Source organism: Actinopolymorpha sp. NPDC004070, from assembly GCF_040610475.1.
GTDB lineage: Bacteria > Actinomycetota > Actinomycetes > Propionibacteriales > Actinopolymorphaceae > Actinopolymorpha.
This window is the reverse complement of sequence record NZ_JBEXMJ010000021.1, coordinates 1-24,947: the sequence shown is the minus strand read 5'-3', so window position 1 is coordinate 24,947 and position 24,947 is coordinate 1. Positions and strand designations below refer to the sequence as shown.

Below are 24,947 nucleotides of genomic sequence, written 5' to 3'. Positions count from 1 at the left end.
CCTGGCTCGCCGGGGCACGGTCGTCGAGCGTGGAGGGATACCACCTTCCACTGCCGGCACGTTTCCCCGGAGGCGACGATGACGATCCGCCCACACGCCCTGGCCCGTGCGGAGAACACCACCCATGCCTGGCTGCACACGGTGGCGCAGGAGCTGGGCAGTGACGACCCGGAGTTCACCTTCCGCGCGGTGCGAACGTGGCTGCACTGTCTGCGGGACCGGCTCACGGTGGAAAGTGCCGCTCACCTGGCCGCCCAGCTGCCGGAACTGCTGCGTGGCGTCTTCTACGACGGGTGGTCGCCCAGCAGGGTGCCGACCAGGGCGGACGCGGAGGAGACCGCCGAACGCTTCGCGCACGAGGGGATGATCCCGCTCGCCGACGTGCACCAGGTGGCCGCCGCGGTCACCGTGGCGATGCGCGAGCAGTTCTCCCCCGGCCAGCTGGACACGACCTTCGCCAACCTGCCGGTCCGCCTGCGGGCGTTGTTCGAACCCGACCCCGACCGCGCGCCCGGTGGTGACGGACGGGCACACGGACAGGCACCCGACCGGGGCGAGCAGGGGGGCGAACGCGTTCCCAGCCAGCGCAACCGTGCCGACGCCGCTGTCAACGACAGGTTGGCAGACCTCGAAGGCCACCTGCAGGCACTCACCGAGGCGGTCCGGGCGCTCGCCGTCGGGATGGAGGAGGTTCCCGTCGACGAGCCGTCCTCCCACCGGGCCGCGCGGGCCGCGCGCCGGGCGCACCAGCTGCTGCTCGCCGCCGGCCGGGAGGTGTGACACCCGCGGCCGGTCAGCGTACGACGAACGGCCGCATCATCTCGTTGTCCTCGTGCTCGACGATGTGGCAGTGCCAGACGTACCTGCCCGGCAGGTCGAAGTGTGCCCTGATCCGGGTGAGGTCCCCGGGAAGCGCGATCACCGTGTCCATGTAGCCGCTCTCGGCCCGAGACGGCGGGACGGTGCCGTCCGGTCCGCGCCCGACGACCTGGAACTGCACCTGGTGAAGGTGGATGGGGTGGGCGTCTTCGGTGTCGTTGCGGAACTCCCAGATCTCGGTCGTCCCGAGCTTCGGCGTCTCGGTCACCGGAGCCGACCATCGCTGCGGGATCGGCGTGCCGTCCGGGCCGGTGGTTCCGAGCAGAGCGGTGACCGGCCCGTCGTCGGGCAGCTCGGACTCCTGTTCGAGGAGCGCGAGCGGGCGCACCTTCACCGCCGGCCCGAGCGGTGGGCACGGCGGCAGCACGAGGTCCTCGGGCGGCACGCTGGTGTCCCTGCCCACCCGCGCCCGGACGACGAACTTCATCACCTGGCCGGTGGTCTCCGGGTCCGCCGGTTCGAAGTCCGATCCGGGCGGGCCGCCCCGGTACGGCTCATCGGGTCCGTCGTTGCGCAGGTACAGAACAGTACCCTCCGGTACGTCGCAGAAGTCGACGATGACGTCCCGGCGCTGAGCAGGGGCCATGAGGAGGTGCTCGTAGACCACCGGCCGGGGCAGGAAGCCACCGTCGGTGCCGATCAGCCACAGCGGCAGTGCCACGTCGTCCGAACCGCTGGCGCGGCGGCACCCGATCCGCAGGATCAGAGTTCGCGACCCGCACGCGTTCAGCAGCCGCAGGCGATACCTGCGGCGCTCCACCTCGAGCACCGGCCAGGTGCGGCCGTTCGCGACGATCGTGTCACCGAACACCTCCGGGTTCCAGATCGGCGGGATGTTCGTCACCGGGATGTACGGCCCGGGGTAGCCGTCGAAGTCGAACCGGCTCGTGGGGTAGGCCAGCGCGCCGTCGGCGGCGAACGAGCGGTCCTGCACCACGATCGGGATCTCGTGGTACGCCGTGCCCGGCCGGTCTCCGAGCGCGGGCGACGGGCCCGGCAGCACACCCGGCGGCAGGTCGGACTCGCCGCCACGCAACAGGTAGAAGCCCGCCGGGCCGGCGTAGACGTTCACCCGGGTCATGCCTAGGGCGTGGTCGTGGAACCACAACGCGGCCGCCCGCTGGTCGTTGGCGTACCGGAACGTCGCGGTGCCGGGACGCCACCTGACGCCGTACCGTTCCTCGAAGCTGTCGCGGTACTGCCGGTAGAACGTACCCACTCCGGCGAAACCGGCCGGGATGTCACGCGCGACCGGCAGGTACCACGCCTCCGGATAGCCGTCGCTGTCCGGCCGGGTGTGCCCGCCGTGCAGGTGCGTCACGATCGCTACCGGCCCCTCGTAGGGGCCCGGCGTGGACTCGAACTCGGGCATGGAGTCGCGACCGGCCACGCCGCCGGGAGGATTCGCCCAGTGCAACGTCGGGTCGACCGCCAGCAGGTGGGGCAGATACCTGCCGCCGCGGCCGACGAGCTGGTTGACCCAGGTGACCTGCACCGGCCGGTCGACCCGGGCGTTGATGGTGTACGACGGGTAGTTGAACGTCCGCGGGTCCCGGACCGAGCCGTAGCCCCACACCGTGGTGGACGGCAGGCACGGCGGCAGGACATGCTGGCGGAACTGCCGGACACCGATCAGGTAGTGGTCCACGCCGTCCGGCCGCCGCGGTGTGACGGTGGGCATCGCGGGCGGAATCACCAACGACGTCGTGTACTTCGGTATCGACAGTGGATCCAGCGGCGGCGCGGGACACGGCTGACCACCCCGTTCGGCCGCCCTGTTCGTCAACCTGGGAAGGAAGACCGACGCACCTGCGGCCGCACCGTTGGCCAGCAGACGCCTACGCGTGACCATGCCGGGAATGTGCCCGCGGACACGCTCCCGGCAAACGGGCGGTCAGGTTCGACGCGCCCTGGAATCTCGGCCTACCGAGTGGTCAGCTCGGCTTGATGTAGTACTGGCAGGGATTCGTCGGTGCGGGTGACATGTAGACCCAGGCGCCCTCGGTGGTGAACTTCGGCCAGTTGCCGATCTTGTTCGCCACCGTGCCGTAGCCGTTGGGGAGCGCCGCGATCCCGATGGCGTGGAAGCGCTGCTTGGCGATCGCCAGGATCTCCTTCATCAGCCGGGCCTGCTGGTCCATGTCCGAGGTCGCGTTCACCTTGTCGTACAACGCCATCTGCTGCCGGACGTCGGCCGGCGGGCGTTCGCCGGTCTTGCCCTTCGTGTTGTACCACTCCGCCCACTTCACGCCGAAGAACGAGTACGGGTTGAGCAACGGCAGGTAGTTGTAGGGGTTCAGCAGGACCACGCCGTCCAGCCCGCCCTCGCCCGCCCACACCGAGAAGTCGTGCTTGTTGGCCGAGCCGCGCTCGACCACGATCTCCGGGCTGCCGGAGTTGACGTGGGCGTCGATGCCGACCTTCTGCCAGAAGCCGACCACCAGCGACAGCACGTCCGCCCACGTGGGGACGATCGTGGCCACGTCGACGAGGAACGAGATGGGCTTGCCGTCCGGCCCCAGGCGTACTCCCCTGGCGTCCTTCTTCGGGTATTCCTTGTCCAGGATCTCGTTGGCCGTCGCCACGTCGTACTCGGTGTACTGCTTGGCCATCTCCTTGTCGAGGTAGGTCGACTCCTTGCGCGGTGCCACCTGCCAGGGTTCGCCCTGCCGCTGGAACACCGCCGTGATGATCTCCTGCCGGTTGATCGCGTGCGACAGCCCGACCCGGAAGTTGCGGTTGTTGAAGATCTCCCGCTTGACCGGGTCGTCGTGGGTGAGGTTGGGGTAGATGCAGGCGACGTTCATCGCCTCGGGCACGACGTCGAACAACCGGAAGTCGCCGCGTTCGCGGTACTTCGCCACGACCGGCTTGTCCTTCAGCTGCGGCGTGGACACGTCGATCTCGCCGTTGAGCGTCTTGAGCAGCGCGGCCTCGTCGTCTCCCACCACCGAGAAGACGATCCGGTCGATGTAGGGCAGCTGGCTGCCCTCCGGGTCGACCTTCCAGTAGTACGGGTTGCGTTCCACCACCACCTGGGACTTCTGGTCGGAAGAGGTGGTGAGCACCCACGCGTACAACGTCGGCTTGTCCGGGTTGCGGCCGAAGCTCCACGTCCCGCCGACGTCCTGCAGCAAGGTGATGCCGTCCTTGAAGCCGATCTTCTTGGCCTCCGCGGCGTGCTGGGGGTTGTACTTCGGGTGGAACTTCTCGAGGTAGTGGCGGGGGTAGTCGGTCAGCGCCGCACCCCGCCGGGTGGCGAGGTAGTTGACGAACGTGCCGTTGGGCTTGGTGAAGGTGACCTTGACGGTGTGGTCGTCCACCTTGGCGGCCTTCATGTCACCGAACGGCGGGATCGAGGTGATGCGCTTGTCCATCAGGATGTCCTGGACGGCGAAGACCACGTCGTCGGGACCGAACGGCTTGCCGTCCGACCAGCGCATGCCCTCCCGGAGCACGAAGACATACTCTGTGCTGTCGGCGTTGACCTGGTAGCTGGTGGCGATGTCCGGGACGACCTTCTTGAACGTCGGGTCCCAGCGCACGAGGTTCTCGTATCCGGCGAAGGAGTAGATCGTCGCGGCGTCGCCGTAGGCCTCACCCTTGAGCCGCAGGTGCCAGGCCCCGCCGTACCGTCCCATCTTCTCGTTCGGCTTCACCACCAGCGGTTTGGCCGGCAACCTGTCCTTGACAGCCGGCAGCTTCCCGGCCTTGACCTTCGCGGCCAGCGCGGGTGGTTCCTTGGTCTTCTTCGCCGAACCGGCGTCTGCGTCGCTGCCACTGGGCTTGGTGGACAGGAAGCTGCACGCGCTTCCGGTCACCGCGACCGTCACGGCGACACCACCCACCCGCAGGACGTCCCGCCGGGTCACCGCTTCTGCCATGTCCGCCTCCTAGGCTCCGGCTCACACCACCCCCGCACACACGTGCGTTCACACTCCCCTTGGATCGACCGGCCTCCGCCGCCGGTCGGGTCCGCGACGCGGCCCGCGTCAGGGGCTACCAGCGATCCAGGCCCAGCAGGCGCCGGCCCAGGGACGTGAGCGCGGCCGGCCGGCCGCGCGCCGCCTCGATGCCCCGCGGGTCGCCGGGAAACGCACGGTGGTGCGCGAGCGGGCGGTTCTCCTGCCAGGCGGCGATGCGTGCCTGCCTGGTCTGCTCGTCGTTCTCCCGTGCGGGGTTCATCGAGATGTACTGCGCCAGCCGGGGCCGGTCGGTGTGGTTGTCGCCGTTGCCATGTGCCAGCAACGAGGTCCAGATGACCATGTCACCGGCCCGCAGCGGCACCTGCACCGGAGAGTGTTCGGTCAGGTCGGCCTGCCGGGACCGGCCGTACTTCTCCAGGTAGGCGGGGAGGTTCTGGTAGATGCTCGGGACGCACTGGAAGCCACCCATGTCCTCGGTGGTGTCGGCCAGGGCAAGCACGCCCTGCACTCCGAACGGGATGTCCGGATACCGTTCCAGATCGGTGTCCCAGTGCAGGAAACCGCGATGGTGGTAGTCGGGATACTCCGGGACCGACGGCGGCTTGAGGTTCGTACGGTCGATGCTCACCCACAGCCGTTCGCTGCCGAAGATCTCCGCGAACACCTCGTGCACCCGCTCGTCCTGACGGGTGTCCCACATCGACTGGTAGTGATACATCTCCACCATGCCGGCCGGTCCGATCCGGTCCGGGGCGTACCACGTGGTCCGGTCGTTCGGGTCGGCGCCGGTGTGCCGCCAGATGTCGGCCACGACGGCGTCCACGTTCTTCCTGGGGACCACGCCCGGGACCACGACGTAACCCTGTTCGTCGATGCGGCGACGAAGTTTCGACATGCGGATCTCCTCGGCCGGAGCACTGCACGCACAAAGACGACTTCTGCCTAACAGGCGGGGTGGGGGCCGTCAAACAACTGACCGCCCACGGTCAGCAATCAACCGACGCCGGACCCGTTTGGCGTCCGCGTCCGGGTTGGGAAACCAGCAGTTGGCAGCACGAGAACCCGCGAGCGCACCGCGCCACATGGGTTCGCCGGCTGCGCCGGACACAAACCGTCCGGACACGAGGCGGCCGGACACAAAGGGCCGACGGCCAGATCCAGGAGGGGACTCGGTGGCTGCAGTGCGGTCCGTCGCGGAGCTGGTCTGCTCGGCCGTCGCTGTGGCCGGTGGCCTTCTCCTGCTGTGGGCCGGCCTCGGCCACGCCCGGGCCTTCGACCGGCTCCGGGCCACTCTTCTGGTGCACGGTCTGCTGCCCGGCCGAGGACGTCGTGCCGGCGCGGTCGCGCTGGTGGTGGCCGAAGTCGGCGTGGGCGGGGCCGTCGTCGGTGGTGCGCTGTCGTCGTTGCGTACGACCTCGGCACTGCCGAGCAGGCTCGTCCTGCCTGCGATGGTGGGCGAGGCGGTTGTCTACACAGGGTTTCTGACGTACCTGACGGCGTTGCGCCGCACCCGTCCGGACGCACCGTGTGGGTGCCTGCGCGGCGACGGGCCGCTCCGGTTACCTGTGCTGGTGCGGGCCGGAGGGTTCGCCGTCGCGGCCGCGGTCGCCGCGAGTCTTTCCACCGGTCCCACACCTTTCGTCGAAAGCCTTACCGGGACTGGCCGGCTCGCGTCGGTGTCCGTCCTCGTACCGGCACTCGTCCTCGCCGTTCTCACGGCGTTGGTGCCCGCCTCGTTCCGTACGACGCAGGCGGTCCTTGCGCACCCTTCGACTCCGGCGACTGCACCCGCGAAACACCGGTGCGCCCAGCCGTCGTCTCCAACCACCTCGTTCCGGAGGAACTGATGCAAGCTCTTGTCGGCGCGGTCGTCCTCGCCTGGTTGGCGTTGGCGCTCCTCGCCTTCGCGATGGCCGGGATGCTGCGCCAGCTTCGCGACCTGCAGGCCGGCGTGGCCGCAGCGGTCGGCGTGACCGTCGCGGCGGACGGCGGGGCGGGCAGTGTGGGAACGATCCCGCACACCCCGGAGACCCCGCTGTCGGTGCGCCCACGAGACGACGCGATGTGCGCCGTCGTCCTGCTGGTCGACGACAACTGCCCGGTGTGCGCGGAGGTCGCGCCGTACTTCGACGACCGGGCGAACGGATCGTCGGCGGCGCTGGACTTCGTGGTGCTAGCCCGTACGCAGGTGGCGAAGTTCGCCGGACTCACCGGCGCGAGGTTCGTCGCGGACCCGGCCGCCTGCCACCTGCTGGATCCGGGGTGGCGGCCGGCGATCGTGGTCCTGGACCGGGCCGGCGCCATGGTGACCCGGGAGCCGGCCGGCTCGAAGAAGGTCGTCGACGCGGTGGTCACCGACGCCGAGGCGCTGGCCGAGGCCTCCGCGACGTCCAACCCCGGCCAGAACGGCTGACGACACATGTCGATCCGGGCAGACACCGTGGGCGGGACCCGCTCGCCCCGCTCTCGCCGGCACCTCACCCATCCGCTGGCACCCGCTGCCGCGCTGCTCCTGGCCGCCCTGGCCGTGCCGGCGCTGGCCCGGTGGTGGGCGTTCGCCACCGCCCCGGTCCTGCTCGCCTGGGTCGTGCTGGCACTGGCCGCGGGGTACTCCATCTCGGGCTCGGTATGAAGCCACAATTCGGCGATGCTGGTCTCGTCAGTCTGGCGAGAACGTTCCCGGTGGTGGTTCAGTGCCGGCCTGCTGGCCGGTGGCCTCACCAGCGCGGTGGTCGCGGTGGCGCTCGGCCTGCTGGTGCGGCCGGTCGTACGCCCGGTCCCGGCCGCGGTCGCGGTCGTGGCGGTCGCCGTCCTGGTCGGCCTGAACGAGTTCGGCCTCCTGCGGCTGCGGCTGCCGCAGAACGGCAGGCAGGTTCCGGAGTCGATCGGCGACGACGGACCTCGCTACGGCGCCCTGCACTTCGGCTTCGAGATGGGCACCGGTGTGCGTACGTACATGACCACGGGCCTTCCCCACGTGCTGGTACTGGCCGTGGCGTTGTGCGCGACCTGGCCGCAGGGACTGGCCGCGGGCCTGGCGTTCGGTGCCGGCCGGGCCGCCATGGTGCTGGCCCGGCATGCCCATCGAGACGACGGCCACTGGGACGGCCGACTCGCGGCGTACGACCGGACCCTGCGCCTGCTGCTGACGTTCGCCTGCTGCTGCGTCCTCGCCGTGGTCCTGCTGGCCGCCACCGGAACCGGCTGACCGCCAGACCGGCCGGCTGACCGACCGGCCCCACCAACCCGCCCGATCACCACACGACGACAGGAGCCACGGTGCACGACGACCAGCACGCCTCCGCACGTACGCACTTCCGGTCCGCGGACGGCGGCCGGGTGACGCTGTGCGCGCCCGGATACGACCTGACCGAGCCGTGGTCGGCCTCGGTCCGCATCACGACCAACCGGCCCTACGCGGGTACGCCGGAAGGCCTCGACCTGCGCCAGCTGCACATCGCCAGGGCCGGCAACTACGACCACGTCCTCGAACGCGTCATCGACGGGCACTGGAGCAACGTCGTCCAGATGCAGGGCGGCCAGTGCATGATCGGCCACAGCGACCAGGCCGACCAGGGACTCGCGGTGTGGCGGGGGCCCTGGCACGAGGCGGCGACCTGGCTGCCGGACCCGAAGATGCCGGGTTCGCACGTACTCCGCTACTTCGCCGGGCTCGGCTTCCACGACAGCCCGGAGGGCCTGCGGGTGACCGCGGGCCGGCCGGCCGCGCACAACGTCGAGGTGCTCGAGGTCAGCAAGCGGATCCCCGGGGTCGGCCACCTCGACATCCGTCAACCCGCCCTTGCGCACCGGCTGGTGCCGGTGTGGTCGGGCGCGGCGGTTCCCACCGGTGAGGTGTGGGCCGAGGAGGTCTCCCCCGCGGACCAGGGGTCCTCGGACATGGTGGTCATCCACGCCACCCCGTCCACCGTCACGACCCTCGCCGGCGAACGCGACCACAAACACCTCTGTGAGCGGCGGGTGGAGTTCCTGCACCGGGTCACCGAACTGTGCTGGCCACGCGAGGACACCGGAAAGAGCACCGGAAAGAAGGCATGGTCATGACCACTGACACCACCCCGATCCCGATCCCGAGTGCGAGCTCGCCGCCCGCCAACGCCACACCGAGCGCGGTGCGCAAGCTGATCGAACGCGACCACATCAACCGCCGCAGCCTGCTCAAGGGGGTCCTGACCACCGGCATGGTGCTCGGCCTGAGCGCCCTGGACCTGCTGCCCGGCGGTCGCGAGGCGCAGGCCAGCCGGCACGGCGGCGACCCGTGGGAGTACTGGAACAACTGCCACGACTACAGCACCAGCTCTCGGCGTACCGACTGGCGGTGGTGCAACCCCGACGCCGCTCGGGTCAGCCAGCGCTACTGCAAGCCCAACATCAGGCGCCACCGCACGGCCGTCGACGGCAGGTGGCACGACGAGTGCGAGTACGAGGACTACCGGATCGACTTCCGGTGCTGGAACCTGGCCGACACCGAGGTCATCAACGCCTGGGTCTGGCGGCGCGGACAGTCCGGCGGCGACCTGCCGAGCGTGATCTGTTCGGACGGCAAGACCTACGTGACGAACGACTGCGGGCCGGACTACCACTACAAGTCCGCGTGCCGGGAGTTCCTCGACGACTAGGGCAGCCCAGCTCGAACGGCACCCGTCGGGATTGGCCCGGGCGGTGTCGGGAAACCCTGCAGGATGCAGACGTTCCTGCCGTACGCCGACTTCGCCGCCTCCGCCCGGGTCCTCGACCAGCGCCGGCTGGGCAAGCAGCGGGTCGAGACCCTGCAGGTGCTGCGCGGGCTCACCGTCCCCGGCCACGGCTGGCGGCACCACCCGGTGGTGCGGATGTGGACCGGCTACCCCGAGGCGCTGGTGAGGTACGGGCTGGAGGTCTGCCGGGTCTGGACGGGCACCGGCCGCCGGGACACCTGCGCCGCCACCATGCGGGCCGACCTCGCCCAGGCCACCGGGCGGGAGGAGATCCGCGAACAGTCCGCCCTCGCCGACGCCGGCGAGCTGCCGCCGTGGCTGGGCGACCCGGACTTCCACCGCAGTCACCAGTCCGCGCTGGTCCGCAAGGACAGCGCGACGTACGCCGGCCTCTTCCCCGGCGTACCTCCCGATCTGCCCTACGTCTGGCCTGCGTCCGACCGCTGAGGTTGGAGTGCGACCGCTGAGGCTCAGGACCGGTCGCTGGCCAGCAGCCGCTCGATGCGGTCCAGCATGTCCTCCAGGGACAGCTCGAACTCCAGGTCGGTGTGGTCCTGGGACAGCAGCGTCTCCAGCCGCTGGATGTGGGGGTAGCCGTCCAGTGGCACCGGTGAGGCCGGTGGGGACTTGGCCACCTCGGTCAGCGAGTCCTCGGCGACGGTGCGGCCGCTCAGCGTGGACACCTCCAGCAGGAGGTAGCCGAGCAGGTAGCTGGTGAACGCGCGGTAGGCCATCACGGCGTCCTCCATGGTGAACCCGCGGTCGACGAGGGTGGCCAGGAAGTCCTCGACCACGTCCAGGCTGCGCAGCGGCGGCCGCAGCCAGGGCGCAGCCGGGTGCCGGGTGGCGATCAGCGGGAACAGCTGCGGATGCTGGCGGGCCAGCCGGCGGACGGCGTGCGCGAGCCACTGGAGGTAGGCCTGCCAGCCGGGGCCGGCGAGGAGTTCGCGCCGGGCGCGGTCCACGTGCAGGCCGTCCACCATCCGGCGGACGATCTCCTCCAGCAGGTCCTCCCGGCCGTTCACGTAGCGGTAGAGCGACATCGCCTCCACGCCCAGGTGCTCGCCGAGGCGGCGCATGGTGAGCATCGCCAGCCCGTGCTCGTCGACGTACTCGATGGCCGCGGAGACGATCAGCTCGCGGTTGAGGCCGCCGCGCCCGGGGGCCGAGTTGTCGTGGGTGCGCGTCGAGCCGGTCGACCGGGTCGATCTGTCACCGCCTGAAGGTTGCGGTGTCCCGGGTGCATTCATGGGGACGCTCCTGTCTCGCCGTGGCGCCGGCCTGGGCGTGTCCACCCCCCTGCGTACCACGTCGGAGTCCGACGCGTGCTTTGCGCAGGGCCGCTTACAACGTAAGGTTGGCGCAACGGCGTCGCTTACACCGTAAGCCCACCGTGAGCCCATGTCAGGGGACGAAGGGGCTCGAGCAAGGCGCGAGAACGCGGGGGTGAGCGCGGGAGGCCGGCACAAGCCGGACGAAAGCAGCGGAATGGGGTTCTCGCATGGCACGACGGCGTGCTGCCGTCCCGGGCGGCCGGAGGAAGCCGATGCCCGCCCGGTCGCGGGCGTGGCACCACGAGGCTGCCTGCGTCCGTGCACCTGACGGGCTGTTCTACGGACCGGAGGGCGAGAAACCTCCGCAGCGACTGACCCGCGAGGCCCGGGCGCTGGAGTTCTGCGCGGCCTGCCCCGTTCTCGAACCCTGCCGTTCCCACGCGCTGGGACTGCCGGAGACCTACGGCGTGTGGGGTGGCACCACCGAGGCCAACCGCAACGCCGTACGACGCGGGCGGATCACCGCCTCCGCCCTGCCGGTGCCCGCGCCGGTACGGACGAGGGCCGCCGCGTCCGCCACCCCGAACGGCACGCCCGTGCTGGTCCAGGCGTCGTCACTGTCCCATCGCGGCGAGCAGGGTGGCGACGTTGACGGTGGCGAAGCCGACCCGGGTGTCGCTTGCGCCGTAGGGCAACCACAGTGTTCCTGCGTGTAACACGCCGCCGCAGGAGTAGACGACGTTCGGCACGTACCCCTCGCTCTCCTCGTCCTGGGGCGCGAGGAGCACTCCGGGCAGCTGGGCGATCACCCGCTCGGGCCGGTGCAGGTCGAGCAGCAGCGCGCTGATGGCGTACCTCCGCATCGGCCCGACCCCGTGGGTGAGCACCAGCCAGCCCGCCTCGGTCTCCAGCGGTGAACCGCAGTTGCCGACCTGGGTGAGCTCCCAGCCGAGGCGGGGGACGTACAGCGGCACCGGCTGCTGCCAGCGGTTCTGCCGGTCCAGCGCACTCAGCCCGATGGTCTCCCCGTCGGAGCGGCACAGGGCGAAGTGGCGGCCACCGACGGTACGCGGGAACAACGCCATCCCCTTGTTGCGCGCGGCCGGCCCCCGCACCGGTGTCACCTCGAAGTTGCGCAGATCCGCGGTGCTCAGCATGCGCACGCTGATGTGCCTGCCGTCGTACGTCGTGTAGGTCGCGTGGTAGGCCGCCTCACCGTCGTCGGCCACGAACCGCACGAACCGCGCGTCCTCCATGCCGTTGCTCTCGGTGGCGGTCAGCGGCCACAGCACCCGCTGGCTCAGCGGCACCTCCTCGGGGAAGGTGACGGCGTAGCTGGCCGAGGCGGCCCACCGGAGCCGGTCCACCGCGGCCGCCTCCTCCTCGCCGGCCAGCAGGTCCGCCGGCAGGTGGGACAGCGCGCGGTCGAAGTCCTCGTCGTCGAACCCCTCCGGCAGGGAGGCGAGGACGGCCGCGGACACCTTGTCGTTCCAGCCGTCCTCCTCCAGCCCCGAGGCGAACAGGTCCCGGCGGTGCCGGGTGCCGGCCCGCCGGCCGGCCAGCAGCGGACCCCGCCGGTCGGCCACGTCGAGGCGGCCACGACCGGGGTCGATCACGCCGGTGGCGAACCCGATCGAGGACAGGTGCCCCTCGCCGATCTGGCGCAGGCTCAGCGCCACCCGCAACTGGCCGGCGGACAGGCCGGACTGGTCCGGGTGGGGCACCATCGACGGGTTGCACAGCGCAGCCGCCTCGACGGCGAACTCCTGACTGCAGTACGCACCGACCAGCAGCCGGGCCGTGGGTGACAGCTCGGCGTGCCGGTCGATGCGCGGGCGTACGAGGTCGTAGTGGTGCAGGAACGTCATCTCCAGGTCGTGGTGACGTTCCCCGAAGTGCAGCAGCGTCTGCTGCAGGAGCCGCCCGGTCTCGTCGTCGTCGAGGCGGACGACCCGCTCGACCAGTGCGGAGATCCGGGCGCGGACGAGGTCGTCGTCCTCCCCCGGCACGAACGGCCGGATGATCACCCGACGGGAGTCGGGGGCCAGCACCAGGTCCAGCCGGGAGGCCAGGCCCGGTGCCGTCACGACAGGCGCCTGGCGTGCTGCAGGGTGGACACGAGCGCGAGGGTCGACTCCGCGCCCTGGTTGGGGTTGGGACCGGTCGGGGTGAGCCCGTCGTAGCTGCCACCGGTGGTGGAGTCCCACATGGGCGTGCCCAGGTCGTTGTCGCCGAGGAACCACGCCACCGCCTGGCTGATCCCGTCGTCCCAGGACTCGTCGCCGGTCGCCTCGGCCGCCGTGGCGCACGCGTCGGCGAAGCTGGCCACCTCGATCGGCTGCTGGTCGTGGCGGTTCCGGGGACCGTTGCGGCGGTATCCGCCCACCGCGATCACCGACAGCCGGTCGCCGTTGCGCTGGACGTCGTGCAGCCAGGCGAGCATCCGCAGCCCCGACTCGAGCACCCGCTGGTCACCGCCCAGCTTTCCGGCGGCGATGACCACCTCGGCCAGCGAGGCGTTGGCATAGGTGAGGTGCTCCTGCGGCCACGGCCAGTCGGGGTCCTCGCCCGGGCCGCCCACGGCCTTGGCGGCGTCCGCGAGCAGCGCCGCCGCACCCTTGTGGTCAGGGTGGGCGCGGAGCACCTCGGCCGCGCCGAGTCCGGCGAACGCCATGGCGCGCACCGCCCAGGACCGCTTGGTGGCCCCGAGGTCGAAGGCGATCATGGCCTCCTTGCGGATCCATGGAGCGGGGTTGCGGGCCGCGGCGGTGCCGAGACCCCACAATGCCCGCCCCCACCAGTCTCCGAGGGCCGGCCGGTCGCTCCACCGCCGGTCGTGACCCAGCCGGTTGCGGAACGCGCCGGTGTGGTCCTGGGCGTGGGTGAGGAACGTGAGGTAGATCTCCGCCAGCCGGACCACCTCCTCCGAGGGGTCCGGCTCGCGGCTGGTGACGACGAGCCCGCGGGACACGTCGTCGGTGCAGTAACCGTGCTCACGGCGCACGATGGCGTTGCGAGAATGCTCGAACAGCCCGGTGTCGTCCGACATCCGGATGACGTGGCTGAACGAGGGCGCGGGCGCGATCACGGACATCACGACGGCAGCGCCGCCGCGGTGTAACGCCGCGCGGCCAGGAGACGGTTGGCCAGGGTGTCGTACCGTTCGGCCACCGCCGGCCAGCTCAGCGTCGAGGTGGTGCTCGCGCCGACCATCCCGCCGGCCAGTCCGGGCTCGGTGAGGATCCGCCGGACGGCCGCCGCCAGGGCCACGGGGTCCTGGTGCGGAACCACCAGGCCGGCGCCGTCGGCGAGCAGTTCCACCGCGTGCGGGAAGCTCGTCGCCACCACGGGGATGCCCGCCGCGACCGCCTCGATGAGTACGCCGGAGGTGACCTGCTCGCGGGAGTCGTAGGGCAGCACCACCACGTCGGCGGACCGGATCAGCCGGTTCAGCGACTCGGTGTCGCGGTAGACCGCGTCGAAAGTGACGGTGTCGGCCACGCCGAGCTCCTCGCCCAGCCGCTGCAGGCCGCGGCGGTAGGCCTCGCCGTCGCGTTCCAGGATCTTCGGGTGGGTGCGGCCGGCCACGGTGTAGGTCGGCCGCGGGTCGAGGTCGCGCAGGTGTGGCAGCGCTTGCAACGCCCACTCGATGCCCTTGCCGGGCCCGATGAGGCCCCAGGTGAGCAGGTGTGGTGCCGTCCGGGCCTCGGTCGGCCGGGTGACGTACTCGGGCGCGCCGTGCGGGATGACCGTCACCTTCGCCGGGTCCACGGCGTACCCCGCCACCAGGCGGTCGCGTGCGGCCTGCGTCATGGTGACCACCGCGTCGGCCATCGAACCGATCTGCTCGAGCAGGATCCGCTGCCGGAAGCTCGGGTTGGTCAGGACGCTGTGCAGCACCACGATGCTCGGAACCCGCAGTCGTCGCAGCAGCGGCAGAACGTCCTGGCCGTCGGGGCCGGGGTAGATGCCGTACTCGTGCTGGATCACCGCCACGTCGAACTGGTTCAGTGCCGAGGCAGCACCCAGCCAGCCGGTGGCGTGGGCGGCCGACCAGGTGTGTACGACACCCGGCGAGGCGCGACGATCGTCACCCTCCGTGAGAACCCGCACGATCCCACCGCCGACGCCACCCGCTGTGAGCTGGGCGGCGAGTGAGCAGTTGAAGGTCGCCAGACCGCACTGCGTCGGGGGGTGGGTACTGAGGAAGCCAAAGCTGGTAGCCATACCGTGCCTTCTGCTCATGCGCCCGGGCGGCAATTACTGCCACACGGGGGAAGGCGCCAGCCGGCCCGGGCTTTCTCGAGGCCAACAAAAACGGGTTCAGCGGGGCGCCTTCCTACGAAATCGGCCTCCGCGAACCTGCACCGGACCCGGTCGGGTCTCTTCGGCGCCTGTGAATTTACCAAGGGCTCAACTCGGTTGAGGCGATATCGCGGTAGACACGCACGTATTCGTCGACCATCCGGTCCACTCCGAAGCGTTCTTCCACATGTTTACGGCAGGCCGCCCGGTCCAGCGCGCCGACCACGCCCACCGCCCGGACGGCCTCCTCGACGGTGTGCACCAGAAAGCCGGTCACCCCGTCGTCGACGACCTCCGGCATCGAGCCCCGGCGGAACGCCACCACGGGAGTTCCGCAGGCCATCGCCTCCACGACCGACAGTCCGAACGGCTCGTCGAAGGAGATCGGATGCAGCAGCGCGAGGCTGTTGCCGAGGATCTCCGCCCGGTCCTTCGGTCCCACCGAACCGAGGTAGCGCACCCGGTCGCCGTCGATGTGCGGACGGACGCGTTCGATGAAATAACTCTCATCCTGAACAATCCCGCAGATCGTCAACGGCAGGTCGGCGCGGCGAGCGACGTCGATCGCCTCGGCGGTTCCCTTGTCCGGATGGATCCGGCCGAACGCGACCAGGCCGGTGCCACCGTCGGGTGAGTACGGGAGTTCGGTCAGGTTGATGCCGTGGTGGATGGTGGCCACGTAGTCGAGCTCGGGCGCGCGGTCGGCGTCGGAGATCGAGACGTACGACGACCGGGCACGGGCGTAGGCGGGCAGGATGCCGCGGCCGGAGAAGCCGTGCACGGTGGTGAGCAGCGGCGCCCGGCAGTGGGCGGAGAACGCCAGCGGCAGCCAGTCCAGGTGGCTGTGCACGAGGTCGAACTCTCCCGAGCGTTCGAGGGCGTACGCGATGTGCATCGCCTCCCACACCCGGCCGTCGAGCCCGGGGTCCTCCGCGTACCCGTTCGGGCAGATCCCGTCCAGCGTGGCGGTGGTCTGCGAGTCGAGGGTGGCGAACAACGTGACGTCGAGCCCGCGGGCGACCAGCCCCTCGGTGAGCAGGCTGGTGACGAGTTCCCAGGGACCGTAATGACGCGGCGGTGTCCGCCATGCCACCGGGCCGAGAACGGCGACCTTCAACGGGCGCTGGTGAAGGTGAGGCTGAAGAGGCATAGCGGACAGAATACGTACGCCGCGATCCCTCACCGCGGAATTCCCGGCTGCGTCAAGCGGTCTTTCCCTGGGTTCAGGGCAGTGCCCCGAGGCGGGTTCCACAAAAGCCGTGACGGTGCCCGGCAATCACAATTCAAAAATTCGGCCGAACGTGGATTGGACATCGGTACCGCAGGGCACAAACAATGGTTCGGCTGTGCGCGGCGCCAGCCTCGGCCGAGCGGCGACGGTGACACCTCGTGACATCGGCCAGGTCGGCTGGCCCGCTCGGAAGCTGATTTCCGGAGCGCGCTGATTGAGGACAGGAAGTGGCCGGTGGGGCTCCTACCGTGGGATCAAACGCCACCGAAGAAGGGATCGCCGCCATGACCGCCTCGACCACCAGCCAGCCCTCCGCCTCCAGCTCCGCCTCCACCTCTGCCTCCGACGCTGTATCCGCCGCTGCGGCAGCCGCCTCCGCCGCCTCCGCCGCGTCCGTCACCGGCGAGCGGGCCGACCTGCTGGCCGCCCTGGCCCAGGCCCGGCACTTCCTGCGCTACACCACCCGCGACCTCACCGACGAGCAGGCAGCCACGCGGACCACCGCGAGCGTGCTGTGCCTCGGCGGCCTGATCAAGCACGTGGCCTCGTCGGAGGCGAACTGGACACGGTTCATCGTCGAGGGTCCGGCGAGCATGCAGTACAGCGAGGAGGTCATCGCGCAGTGGTCTGAGGAGTTCCGGATGCAGCCCGGTGAGACGCTGGCCGGCGTGCTCGACCACTACGCGGAGATCGCCCGTCGTACCGACGAACTGATCGCGACACTGCCGGACCTGGACGCCTCGCACCCACTGCCGGAGGCGCCGTGGTTCGCGCCGGGCGCCCGGTGGTCCGCACGTAGGGCGCTGCTCGCCATCGTCGCCGAGACGACCCAGCACGCGGGACACGCCGACATCATCCGGGAGTCCCTGGACGGCGCGAAGAGCATGGGCTGACCGCGGGCTTCAGTCGAACAACTCGCGCACCAGACGGTGCAGGTCGGCCTTGCCCTCGATGCCCACGCCCGGGCGGTCGCTCGGCCGGACCCGGCCGCCGGCAACCGGCGCGTCGTCGGCGAAGCCGCCGAACGGCTCGAAGACCCGCGGGTACGACTCGCACCCGCCGAGGCCGAAGGCCGCCGCCACGGCGAGGTTGTACAGGTGGCCGCCGTGCGGCACGCAGCGCGTCGGCGGCCACCCGGCACCGTCCAGACAGGAGAGCATCGCGGCGTACTCCGGTACGCCGTAGCTCAGCGACGGGTCCATCTGCAGCACGTCACGGTCGGCGCGCAGGCCGGCGTGGCGGGCGAGGTTGCGGACCTCCGGCACCGCGAAGAGGTTCTCGCCGGTGGCCAGCGAGCCCGGGTAGGCCTCGGCGAGCACGGCGTGGCCGAGGTAGTCCAAGGGGTCCAGCGGCTCCTCGTACCAGTTCAGGTCGTACGCCGACAGCGCCTCGGCGTAGGCCAGCGCCGTCGGCAGGTCGAACCTCCCGTTGGCGTCCACGGCCAGCCGGCAACCGTCGGGCAGCAGGTCGAGCACCGCCTCGACACGTTCGACGTCTTCGGCGAGCGAGGCACCGCCGATCTTGATCTTGACGTCGCGGTAGCCGAGCTCGAGGTAGCGCCGGATCTCCTCCCGGAGGGAGCCGACCGTGCCGTCGGGGTAGTAGTAGCCGCCGGCGGCATAGACCCAGACCGAATCGTCCTCCGGAGTGGGCAGGCCGTAGCGGCTCCGCAGCAACCGGTGCAGCGGCTGACCGGCCGCCTTCGCCGCGGCGTCCCACAGCGCCATGTCCAAGATGCCGACCGCGACGGCCCGGTCACCGTGCCCGCCGGGCTTCTCGTTCGTCCGCATCACCGCGTTCGCGGCGGCTGGGTCCAGCAGCCCGGTGCCGGCGTCGACCAGCCGCTCGGGTAGGCACGCGCGCAGGCGCGGAAGCAACCGCCCGGTGAGGATGCCGGTCTGGGCGTAACGGCCGTTGGAGTTGAATCCGTAGCCGACCACGCGTTCGCCGTCGACCACCCGGTCGGTTTCCACGGCCACCACCGAGACGGTCATCGAGGAGAAGTCGATGACGGCGTTGGAGAAGCCGGAACCGATCGGTGCCTCGGCGACCCGGACGTCGGTGATCCTCACGGTGCTTCCCTGGTGGCTGTCTCGCCGTCGCGAGTCCCGCCCGCAAGCCGCGCTTGCGCCGTCTCTCGCAGCTCGCGGATTCCGGCCCGGAGCGCATCCTGGTAGATCCACAGGTCACCGCTGTAGGCGAACATCGAGAAGCCGCGTTCGGCCAGCATCGCCGCCTCGGCAGGGCTTCCGGCCATGAAGCCCGCCACCTTGCCGTGGTTGCGGGCCGCCGCGGCGACGCGATCCAGAGCCGCCAGGTAGTCGGGGTGACCGAACTCCCCCGGGATGCCCATGCTGGTGGTCAGGTCGTACTGCCCGACCCACAGGACGTCCACGCCCTCGACGGCGGCGATCTCCTCCACGGCCGCCAGACCGGCGGCGGTCTCGATCTGTGTCAACACGAGGTTGTCGGCGTTGGACCGGCGCATGTAGGCGGCGCCGTCACCGCGTACGTAGTCGTCGTGGGCCAGGCCGAACGCCGCACCGCGCTGCCCCACCGGGGGGTACTTCGCCCAGGCCACGATGGTGCTCGCCTGGTCGGCGGACTCCACCATCGGGACCATCACGCCCCGGGCGCCGACGTCCAGCGCCCGGGAGATCTCCGACCGGTCGGTGGTGGGCACCCGGACGTAGCTGTCGGCGCCGGTGCCCCGCGTCGTGGCCACCAGCCTGCCGATGGTCTCCCAGGTCCACCCGGTGTGCTCGGTGTCGTAGATGACGAACGACGCGCCGGCGCCGGCCGCCAGCCGCCCGATGCCCGCAGTGGCGAACTCGAACACGAAGGTGCCCACCACGAGTTCCCCCGCGCGGACCGCCCGGTGCACGCCGGTCTCGGACTGCGCCCCGGTCTCATGCTGCTGGGTGTGCTCGGACTGGTTCAACGGCCGGCTCCTTCGCTCGGGGCGGGCGGCGCCCACGCCTGCGGGTTGACCACGTAGGTGGGACGGCGACCGGCTGCCACGTCGAGGATCGCCTGCACCGCGCTGCGGCCGTTGCCGAGCGCGAGCTCGTCGGTCCAGGCGATCGCGTGCGGAGCCAGCAGGACGTTGTCCAGCGCGAGCAGCGCGTCGTCGGGCGAGGGTGGCTCGGGGTCGAACACGTCCAGGGCGGCGCCGGCGATCCGCCGCTCCGCGAGCGCCCGCGTCAACGCCGGCTGGTCGACGACCGGCCCGCGAGCGACGTTGACCAGGAACGCCGACGGCTTCATCCTCGCCAGGCGTTCGGCGTCGATCAGGCCGCGCGTGTGCTGCGTCAGGGCGCAGGTGAGGATCACGAAGTCGGAGTGGTCCAGAAGCTCGTCCAGGTCGACGAGTTCGACGCCGGCCCGAACCGCTGCCGCCGCGTCGGCGTACGGGTCGGCCGCGAGTCGGCGCATGCCCAGCGGGGAGCAGACCCGGGACACCTCCTGGCCGATGTTGCCCCAGCCGACGACGCCGAGGGTGCGGCCGGTGACGCCGACCCCGAGGTGGTCGAGCTTGTCCTCCCAGCGCCCCGTGCGCACCAGTTGGTCTTTTACCCGGACCCGATGCGTCAACGCCAGCAGGAGAGTGAGCGCGGAGACCGCCACCGGACGGCGTACTCCGTCAGGGGTGATGGTGACCACGACGCCTGCGTCGGTGCACGCGGCCACGTCCACGTTGTCGTAGCCGACACCGAACCGCGCCACGATCCGCAGCCGGTTTGCGCCGGTCAACGACGCGGCGGTCACCCGCGGGGTGAGGACCAGCAGGGCGTCGTACGCCGCCACCACCTCGGCCGGGAGTTCGTCGAGCCCGTCGGTCTCGGTGGGCAGGAACTCCCACTCCACGCCGGGCACCTGTTCCAGCGCCGACAGCCCGATGTCACCCCAGCCGATGCTCCCGTCGGGTGCGCGGAAGTCGCGGGTGATTCCGACCCGGAACGCCATCGCCCGTCCCCTTCTCTCGTGCTCCCGTGACCTCCCGTGGCACGACCGCCTCGCGCCGAGCGGTCAGCCGGTCGGCTCGGCCAGGATCAGCACGCCACGGTGTGGCACCGGCACCTCACCCTCGTACGTCCGCCCGGTGAGCAGATCGGTGTGCACGCCCGGACGCAACCGCACGTTGCCGGCGGTCGCGCCGTGGTTGAGCAGGTAGAGCACACCCTCTCCGGACGGACCGACCCGGCGGGTCACCTCCACCCCGGCCGGTGGCGGGGCGCCGCCGGCGAGTGGGGAGCCGATACCGACCTCGGTGCACAGCGCGGTGAGGAGACGCCGCAGGCCGTCGCCGGTGAGCAGCGTGGGCAGGTAGTACGCCTGGCCCTGGCCGTAGGAGTTGCGGGTGAGAGCGGGCTCGCCGGCGTAGAAGTCGCGGGTGTACTCCCCGACCGGTTTCGCGCCCTCCAGGAACACCCGCTCGCACAGGATCCCGGCGGGTAGCTCGGTGCCGGCCGGCAACGTTTCCACATCGGCGCCGAGCCGGACCGCGTTCGTCCGGTCCGGCGGGAGCGCGTCGGTCTCCTCCACGGTCAGTCCGAGAACGTCCCGTAGCGGACCGGGCGCGCCGCCGGGGTGAACGAGCTCGTGCTCGTCGACCAGCCCGGTGAACGCCGTGGCCACGAAGGTCGCCCCGGCGCGTACCCGGTCGGCGATCGCGGTGGCGACCGGCTCCTCGACCATGGTGAGCACCGGCGCCACGATCAGGTCGTACGCCGAGAGGTCGGCGTCCGGTGCGAGCACGTCGGCCTGCACGCCGAGCTGGTGCAGGGCGGTGTAGGCCGACCGGCACTGCTCGAGGTAGTCCAGGTCGACGCTCGGGCCGCTGGAGAACCGCAGACTCCACCAGGTCGGCCAGTCGAACAGCACCGCGGCCCGGGCGGCGACCCGCCCGCCGGTCGTGCGAGTGCCGAGGGCCTCCAGCTCCCGGCCGATCTCGGCCACCTCGCGGAAGACCCGGGCGTCGGAGCGGCCGTGGTGCTCGACCACGGCGCCGTGCAGCTTCTCGATGCCGCCGCGGGAACGCCGCCACTGGAAGTACATCACCGAGTCCGCGCCCTGGGCGACCGCCTGGTAGGACTGCAGCCGCAGCAGGCCCGGCGGCTTGATCCAGTTGTAGGGCTGCCAGTTCTGCTGGGACGGGCTCTGCTCCATCAACAGGAACGGCTGCCCCTCCCGCAGGCCGCGCATCAGCGCGTGGTTGAACGCCACCGTCTCCGGCGGGTCGTTCGGGCGCGGGTAGTTGTCCCACGACACGATGTCGAGCTCGCGCGCCCAGCGGTGGTAGTCGAGCGGGAAGAACGCACCCATCAGGTTGGTGGTCACCGGAACGTCCGGAGTCACCTCACGGATCACCGCGACCTCGGCGCGCAGGCAGTTCAGCAGAGCGTCCGAGGCGAACCGGTGCCAGTCGATGCGCAACGCCTGAACGGCGCGTTCGCCCTTGCTGACAGGGGGTTCGACCTGCGACCAGTCGGTGAAGGTGTGCCCCCAGAAAGCGGTGTTCCAGTTGTGGTTGAGCTGGTCGAGACTGCCGTGCCGCTCGCGCAGCCATGCGCGGAAGGCTTCCGCGCACAGGCCGCAGTAGCACAACGTGCCGTACTCGTTGCCGATGTGCCACAGCTGCAGGGCCGGGTGGTCGGCGTACCGCGTGGCGATCTCGCGGACGAGAGCAGTGGACAACCGGCGGAAGTTCGGCGAGGACGGGCAGAACGTGTGCCGGTTGCCGTGCCGACGGCGGACGCCGTCCTCGTCCATGACCAGCACGTCGGGGTAGCGGCGGGTCACCCAGGCCGGGACCGACGCGGTCGCGGTGGCGAGATTGGCCCGCACTCCCTGCGCATCGAGCTTGTCCAGCACGCGGTCCAGCCACTCGAAGGTGAACGTCTCCTCGTCCGGCTGCAGCGACACCCAGCCGAAGACCGGCACGCTCACCGTGGTGACGTGTGCCTCTCGCATCAGCCGGACGTCCTCGTCCCAGACGTCGTCCGGCCACTGCTCGGGGTTGTAGTCGGCGCCGTAGAGGACCTGACCGAAGTTCACGTCCACGTGGCCGTCGTCCTGCGCCATTCCTGCCATCCCTTCGCCGTGGAGCCGATCGCGGTCATCCTCCCATCCCCGCCTCGTACGACGGAAAGACCGCGATCGGCCGGTGGACGTCAACCTTCGGTTGCTCCGGCTTCTGTGGGCGGCGAAACCTCAACCCGCGCAGGGGAACGGTGCTCAGCTCCGGGGAGTCCCGATCTGGTGGCCGCCTTCGGACAGCACCCGCTCCGTCTCACCTGCCGTCTCCACCACCCGCCCCGACCAGCTCCTCGACCAGACGGAGGTACCGCCGGACGGCCGAGCTCACGTCCTCGGGAAGAACCACGTCACGCTCGTCCAGGCGCGGGGCGAGTGCGTCCATCCGGTCGGCGAGCAGCCACAGTGACCTGGCCTGTGCCCGAAGCCGCTCGCCGACCGCGGCCGCGGAGAGGCCGGTGGTGGCGCTGGGCGCGGTGGGCGGCGTGACACCGGCGAACCGGGTCACCACGTCCAGCGACCGAACGGCGTACGCCAGCAGGGTCGCGCAGCCGTCCGGATCGGCGCGTGCGGCGTACTTGCCGGCCCACATCAGCATCGCCCAGAACGAGCAGTACTCCGCGACCGCCGTCTCCAGGGGCGACCGTGGCGCCGGTCCTGGGGTCAGCTCGTGGGAGCCGCGTTCCGACCGGCTCGGGGACTCCGGCGCCGTCGTGCCGCGCCGGTCGAGCAGGAGCAGCGTGTTCTCCGGCTGTGCCGCGGTGGACCGGGGAATCCATTCCCCGTCGATTCCGTGCGGGCCGTACTCCCCGGAGAAGAACGACGACAGGAACGCACCGCCGGCCGGCGCGTTCTGCGGCGCCTCGGTCAGCAGCGTTGGCTGTCCCAGGCCGGCCACGAACCGGCCACGCGGGGAGGTTCGCACCTGCTCGTAGGTCGTGGGCCGGCCGGGACCTCCGGTGGTCGCCACCATCGCATCGTCGGCCACCACGACGGTGACGTCCAGATCGCTCAGCCCGTCGGCCTCGCCACGCCCGACGGAGCCGTGCAGCCAACCGGCGAGCACCCGCTGGTCGTCGGCCAGGAGCCGGGTCAACCGGTCCGTCAGCCGCGTCCGCTCCTGCTCGCGCCGAGCCATTGCCTCGCGTACGTTCACGAACGCAGCCTCCCACTCTCCTCGCGGTGCGGTCCACACGATCTCGGGCATCCTCTTCGGGCCTCCGCGCCGGTGCGCAGAATCACGTTGGCTGTAAGGGGTTCTCGTGAGCGAACGAAGAAGCGTTGTCGGTGGTGGCCGATAGCATTCGATCGTGTCTTCGAGTGAGTGGGGTGCCTGGACCGGTGGCGGTGCCGCCGATCGGATCCTGGCTGCGCTCGACTCGGTGGACCCGTTCCTGGATGAGGCGTGGGTGGTCCCGAAGGGCTCTTTGACTGCGGAGGAGTGCGGGTTGGTGCTCGCCAGGGCGAGGGCGAAGAAGGCCCGCTTCGAAGCACTGGAGTTGGCCCTGGTCCGCCAGGGCGAAGCCTGTGACATCGGGAAGCTGACCGGCTCGCCGAACGCCACGGTCTACCTGCGCACCGCACAGCGGTACGCACAAAGCGAAGCATCCGCTGCCGTGGGGCTGGCCCGGGTCCTGGACAAGGAGGCCCGGCTGACCGGTGAGGCTCTTGCGGCGGGGGTGGTGTCGGCCCGGCAGGCCGGTGTGATCGCCGAAGCGATCAAGAAACTCCCCGGATACGTCGGTGCCGATGAACGGGACCGGGGTGAGGAGTTCCTGATCGAGGCGGCCCGGACCCACAACCCCGACGAGCTGCGAAGGCTGGGCGAGTCTCTGCTGGAACGGATCGCGCCCGAAGAGGCCGAGCGGCTGCTGGGAGAGGAGCTGGAGCGTAAGGACCGCAAGGCCGAACAGAAACGCTCCCTTCGCTACGTCCCGAACGGGATCGCGCAGTCGGAGTCGGTGCGGATCACGCTGCCGGTGTGGGAGATGGAACTGCTCCGCAAGATCATCGAACCCCTCGCCGAACCCAAGAAAGGCCCAGAACCCGACACACGCCCCATCGAACAGCGCCGCGGGGACGCGTTCGCCGAAGCGCTCGGCCTGCTCGCCGCCGCCTCCACCGCACCCGTCCGCGGCGGCAGACCACCCCAGATCGCGGTCACCATCCCCCTCGACACCCTCCTGAAGGGCACGGGTGCGGGGACCATCGACGACACCGCCACCCCCATCCGCCCCAGACCCTGCACCTGCCCCTGCACCGACCCCAAATACGGAACCCCCAAGACCAACGAGACAAGAACCGCCAAGAGCGCGGCCAAGAACCCCGGCCACGCCGGTGAACCGACACAGCGGGAGGCAGCAGGCCAAGACGAAGGCCCAGGAGGACAAGCAGGTAAGCCGAAACGGCCATCACCCGACACAGGTTCGCTCGGGGACGGGATACCACCACCCCGAACACCAGGCCAAAGCCCACAACCGAATATCGACCCGCACGACGGGTGCCCGAAATGCGGAGGCGGCGGATCAGCCCGCTACCTCGGCACCGACGGCACACCCATCTCCGCCGCCACCGTGCG

24 protein-coding genes and 1 pseudogene are annotated in these 24,947 nt (G+C 70.7%); 11 read left to right on the top strand and 14 right to left on the bottom strand.

Going from position 1 to position 24,947, the window contains the following annotated elements:
- Window positions 1-78 precede the first annotated feature (78 nt).
- Window positions 79-780 (top strand): DUF2267 domain-containing protein, encoded by a 702-nt coding sequence (locus ABZV93_RS27565; protein WP_354941626.1) that lies wholly within the window; start codon window positions 79-81, stop codon window positions 778-780.
- Between the two features lie 13 nt (window positions 781-793).
- On the opposite strand, the gene ABZV93_RS27560 is transcribed toward ABZV93_RS27565, so the two are convergent.
- The 3 genes from ABZV93_RS27560 to ABZV93_RS27550 form a co-directional block, all read right to left on the bottom strand.
- The gene (locus ABZV93_RS27560) at window positions 794-2,731 is read right to left on the bottom strand and encodes a multicopper oxidase domain-containing protein (protein ID WP_354941624.1); all 1,938 of its coding nucleotides are present in this window, start codon (window positions 2,729-2,731) and stop codon (window positions 794-796) included.
- 82 nt (window positions 2,732-2,813) lie between these two features.
- Entirely contained in the window at window positions 2,814-4,763 is a 1,950-nt protein-coding gene (locus tag ABZV93_RS27555; RefSeq protein ID WP_354941622.1) for an ABC transporter substrate-binding protein, read from the bottom strand.
- A gap of 115 nt (window positions 4,764-4,878) precedes the next feature.
- The gene (locus ABZV93_RS27550; RefSeq protein ID WP_354941621.1) at window positions 4,879-5,700 is read right to left on the bottom strand and encodes a phytanoyl-CoA dioxygenase family protein; all 822 of its coding nucleotides are present in this window, start codon (window positions 5,698-5,700) and stop codon (window positions 4,879-4,881) included.
- 277 nt (window positions 5,701-5,977) lie between these two features.
- Here ABZV93_RS27550 and ABZV93_RS27545 point away from each other — a divergent pair, with 277 nt between their 5' ends.
- The 7 genes from ABZV93_RS27545 to ABZV93_RS27515 all read left to right on the top strand — a co-directional run bounded on the left by ABZV93_RS27545 (window position 5,978) and on the right by ABZV93_RS27515 (window position 9,970).
- On the top strand, window positions 5,978-6,652 hold the full coding sequence (locus ABZV93_RS27545) for a MauE/DoxX family redox-associated membrane protein (RefSeq protein WP_354941619.1): 675 nt from the start codon (window positions 5,978-5,980) through the stop codon (window positions 6,650-6,652).
- Window positions 6,652-7,218: a hypothetical protein gene (locus ABZV93_RS27540; protein ID WP_354941617.1), complete on the top strand. Its 567-nt coding sequence runs from the start codon at window positions 6,652-6,654 to the stop codon at window positions 7,216-7,218. The genes ABZV93_RS27545 and ABZV93_RS27540 overlap by 1 nt, the downstream gene beginning before the upstream one ends.
- A 6-nt stretch (window positions 7,219-7,224) precedes the next feature.
- Window positions 7,225-7,437, top strand: coding sequence for a hypothetical protein (locus ABZV93_RS27535; protein ID WP_354941615.1), 213 nt, complete (start codon window positions 7,225-7,227; stop codon window positions 7,435-7,437).
- Window positions 7,438-7,452: 15 nt separating this feature from the next.
- On the top strand, window positions 7,453-8,013 hold the full coding sequence (locus tag ABZV93_RS27530; RefSeq protein WP_354941613.1) for a hypothetical protein: 561 nt from the start codon (window positions 7,453-7,455) through the stop codon (window positions 8,011-8,013).
- Window positions 8,014-8,084: 71 nt separating this feature from the next.
- Window positions 8,085-8,870, top strand: a complete 786-nt coding sequence (locus tag ABZV93_RS27525; protein WP_354941611.1) for a hypothetical protein — start codon at window positions 8,085-8,087, stop codon at window positions 8,868-8,870.
- Window positions 8,867-9,445: a hypothetical protein gene (locus ABZV93_RS27520; RefSeq protein WP_354941609.1), complete on the top strand. Its 579-nt coding sequence runs from the start codon at window positions 8,867-8,869 to the stop codon at window positions 9,443-9,445. The genes ABZV93_RS27525 and ABZV93_RS27520 overlap by 4 nt, the downstream gene beginning before the upstream one ends.
- Before the next feature lie 63 nt (window positions 9,446-9,508).
- Entirely contained in the window at window positions 9,509-9,970 is a 462-nt protein-coding gene (locus ABZV93_RS27515; protein WP_354941608.1) for an MSMEG_6728 family protein, read from the top strand.
- Between the two features lie 23 nt (window positions 9,971-9,993).
- On the opposite strand, the gene ABZV93_RS27510 is transcribed toward ABZV93_RS27515, so the two are convergent.
- Window positions 9,994-10,773 carry a TetR/AcrR family transcriptional regulator C-terminal domain-containing protein gene (locus ABZV93_RS27510; protein WP_354941607.1) on the bottom strand — a complete coding sequence of 260 codons (780 nt, stop codon included), beginning with the start codon at window positions 10,771-10,773 and terminating at the stop codon, window positions 9,994-9,996.
- Window positions 10,774-11,024: 251 nt separating this feature from the next.
- On the opposite strand from ABZV93_RS27510, the pseudogene ABZV93_RS27505 reads away from it, so the two are divergent.
- Window positions 11,025-11,240, top strand: a pseudogene (locus tag ABZV93_RS27505) (WhiB family transcriptional regulator); the annotation flags it as partial.
- A gap of 17 nt (window positions 11,241-11,257) precedes the next feature.
- Here ABZV93_RS27505 and ABZV93_RS27500 read toward each other — a convergent pair.
- From ABZV93_RS27500 to ABZV93_RS27480, 5 genes are all read right to left on the bottom strand, one after another.
- A complete protein-coding gene (locus tag ABZV93_RS27500; RefSeq protein WP_354941707.1) occupies window positions 11,258-11,389 on the bottom strand; it encodes a hypothetical protein in 132 nt (43 codons plus the stop codon).
- Between the two features lie 22 nt (window positions 11,390-11,411).
- On the bottom strand, window positions 11,412-12,884 hold the full coding sequence (locus ABZV93_RS27495; RefSeq protein WP_354941606.1) for a glycoside hydrolase family 130 protein: 1,473 nt from the start codon (window positions 12,882-12,884) through the stop codon (window positions 11,412-11,414).
- A complete protein-coding gene (locus tag ABZV93_RS27490) occupies window positions 12,881-13,885 on the bottom strand; it encodes a hypothetical protein (RefSeq protein WP_354941604.1) in 1,005 nt (334 codons plus the stop codon). The genes ABZV93_RS27495 and ABZV93_RS27490 overlap by 4 nt, the downstream gene beginning before the upstream one ends.
- A gap of 5 nt (window positions 13,886-13,890) precedes the next feature.
- The gene (locus tag ABZV93_RS27485; RefSeq protein ID WP_354941603.1) at window positions 13,891-14,910 is read right to left on the bottom strand and encodes a glycosyltransferase; all 1,020 of its coding nucleotides are present in this window, start codon (window positions 14,908-14,910) and stop codon (window positions 13,891-13,893) included.
- 289 nt (window positions 14,911-15,199) lie between these two features.
- Window positions 15,200-16,252 (bottom strand): glycosyltransferase family 4 protein, encoded by a 1,053-nt coding sequence (locus ABZV93_RS27480; RefSeq protein ID WP_354941601.1) that lies wholly within the window; start codon window positions 16,250-16,252, stop codon window positions 15,200-15,202.
- Between the two features lie 365 nt (window positions 16,253-16,617).
- Between ABZV93_RS27480 and ABZV93_RS27475 the strand changes: the two genes are divergently transcribed.
- Window positions 16,618-17,226: a DinB family protein gene (locus ABZV93_RS27475; RefSeq protein WP_354941599.1), complete on the top strand. Its 609-nt coding sequence runs from the start codon at window positions 16,618-16,620 to the stop codon at window positions 17,224-17,226.
- Window positions 17,227-17,235: 9 nt separating this feature from the next.
- Here ABZV93_RS27475 and ABZV93_RS27470 read toward each other — a convergent pair whose 3' ends face one another.
- The 5 genes from ABZV93_RS27470 to ABZV93_RS27450 form a co-directional block, all read right to left on the bottom strand.
- Entirely contained in the window at window positions 17,236-18,405 is a 1,170-nt protein-coding gene (locus tag ABZV93_RS27470; protein ID WP_354941597.1) for an enolase C-terminal domain-like protein, read from the bottom strand.
- A complete protein-coding gene (locus ABZV93_RS27465) occupies window positions 18,402-19,274 on the bottom strand; it encodes an aldolase/citrate lyase family protein (protein ID WP_354941595.1) in 873 nt (290 codons plus the stop codon). Before ABZV93_RS27465 ends, ABZV93_RS27470 begins: the two co-directional genes overlap by 4 nt.
- Window positions 19,271-20,299, bottom strand: a complete 1,029-nt coding sequence (locus tag ABZV93_RS27460; RefSeq protein ID WP_354941593.1) for an NAD(P)-dependent oxidoreductase — start codon at window positions 20,297-20,299, stop codon at window positions 19,271-19,273. Before ABZV93_RS27460 ends, ABZV93_RS27465 begins: the two co-directional genes overlap by 4 nt.
- 63 nt (window positions 20,300-20,362) lie before the next feature.
- A complete protein-coding gene (locus ABZV93_RS27455; RefSeq protein ID WP_354941591.1) occupies window positions 20,363-22,417 on the bottom strand; it encodes a beta-galactosidase in 2,055 nt (684 codons plus the stop codon).
- 208 nt (window positions 22,418-22,625) lie between these two features.
- Entirely contained in the window at window positions 22,626-23,576 is a 951-nt protein-coding gene (locus tag ABZV93_RS27450; RefSeq protein ID WP_354941589.1) for a nucleotidyltransferase domain-containing protein, read from the bottom strand.
- A 103-nt stretch (window positions 23,577-23,679) separates the two neighbouring features.
- Here ABZV93_RS27450 and ABZV93_RS27445 point away from each other — a divergent pair.
- Window positions 23,680-24,947: DUF222 domain-containing protein (locus ABZV93_RS27445; RefSeq protein WP_354941587.1), on the top strand; the 1,268-nt coding region annotated here is incomplete at its 3' end.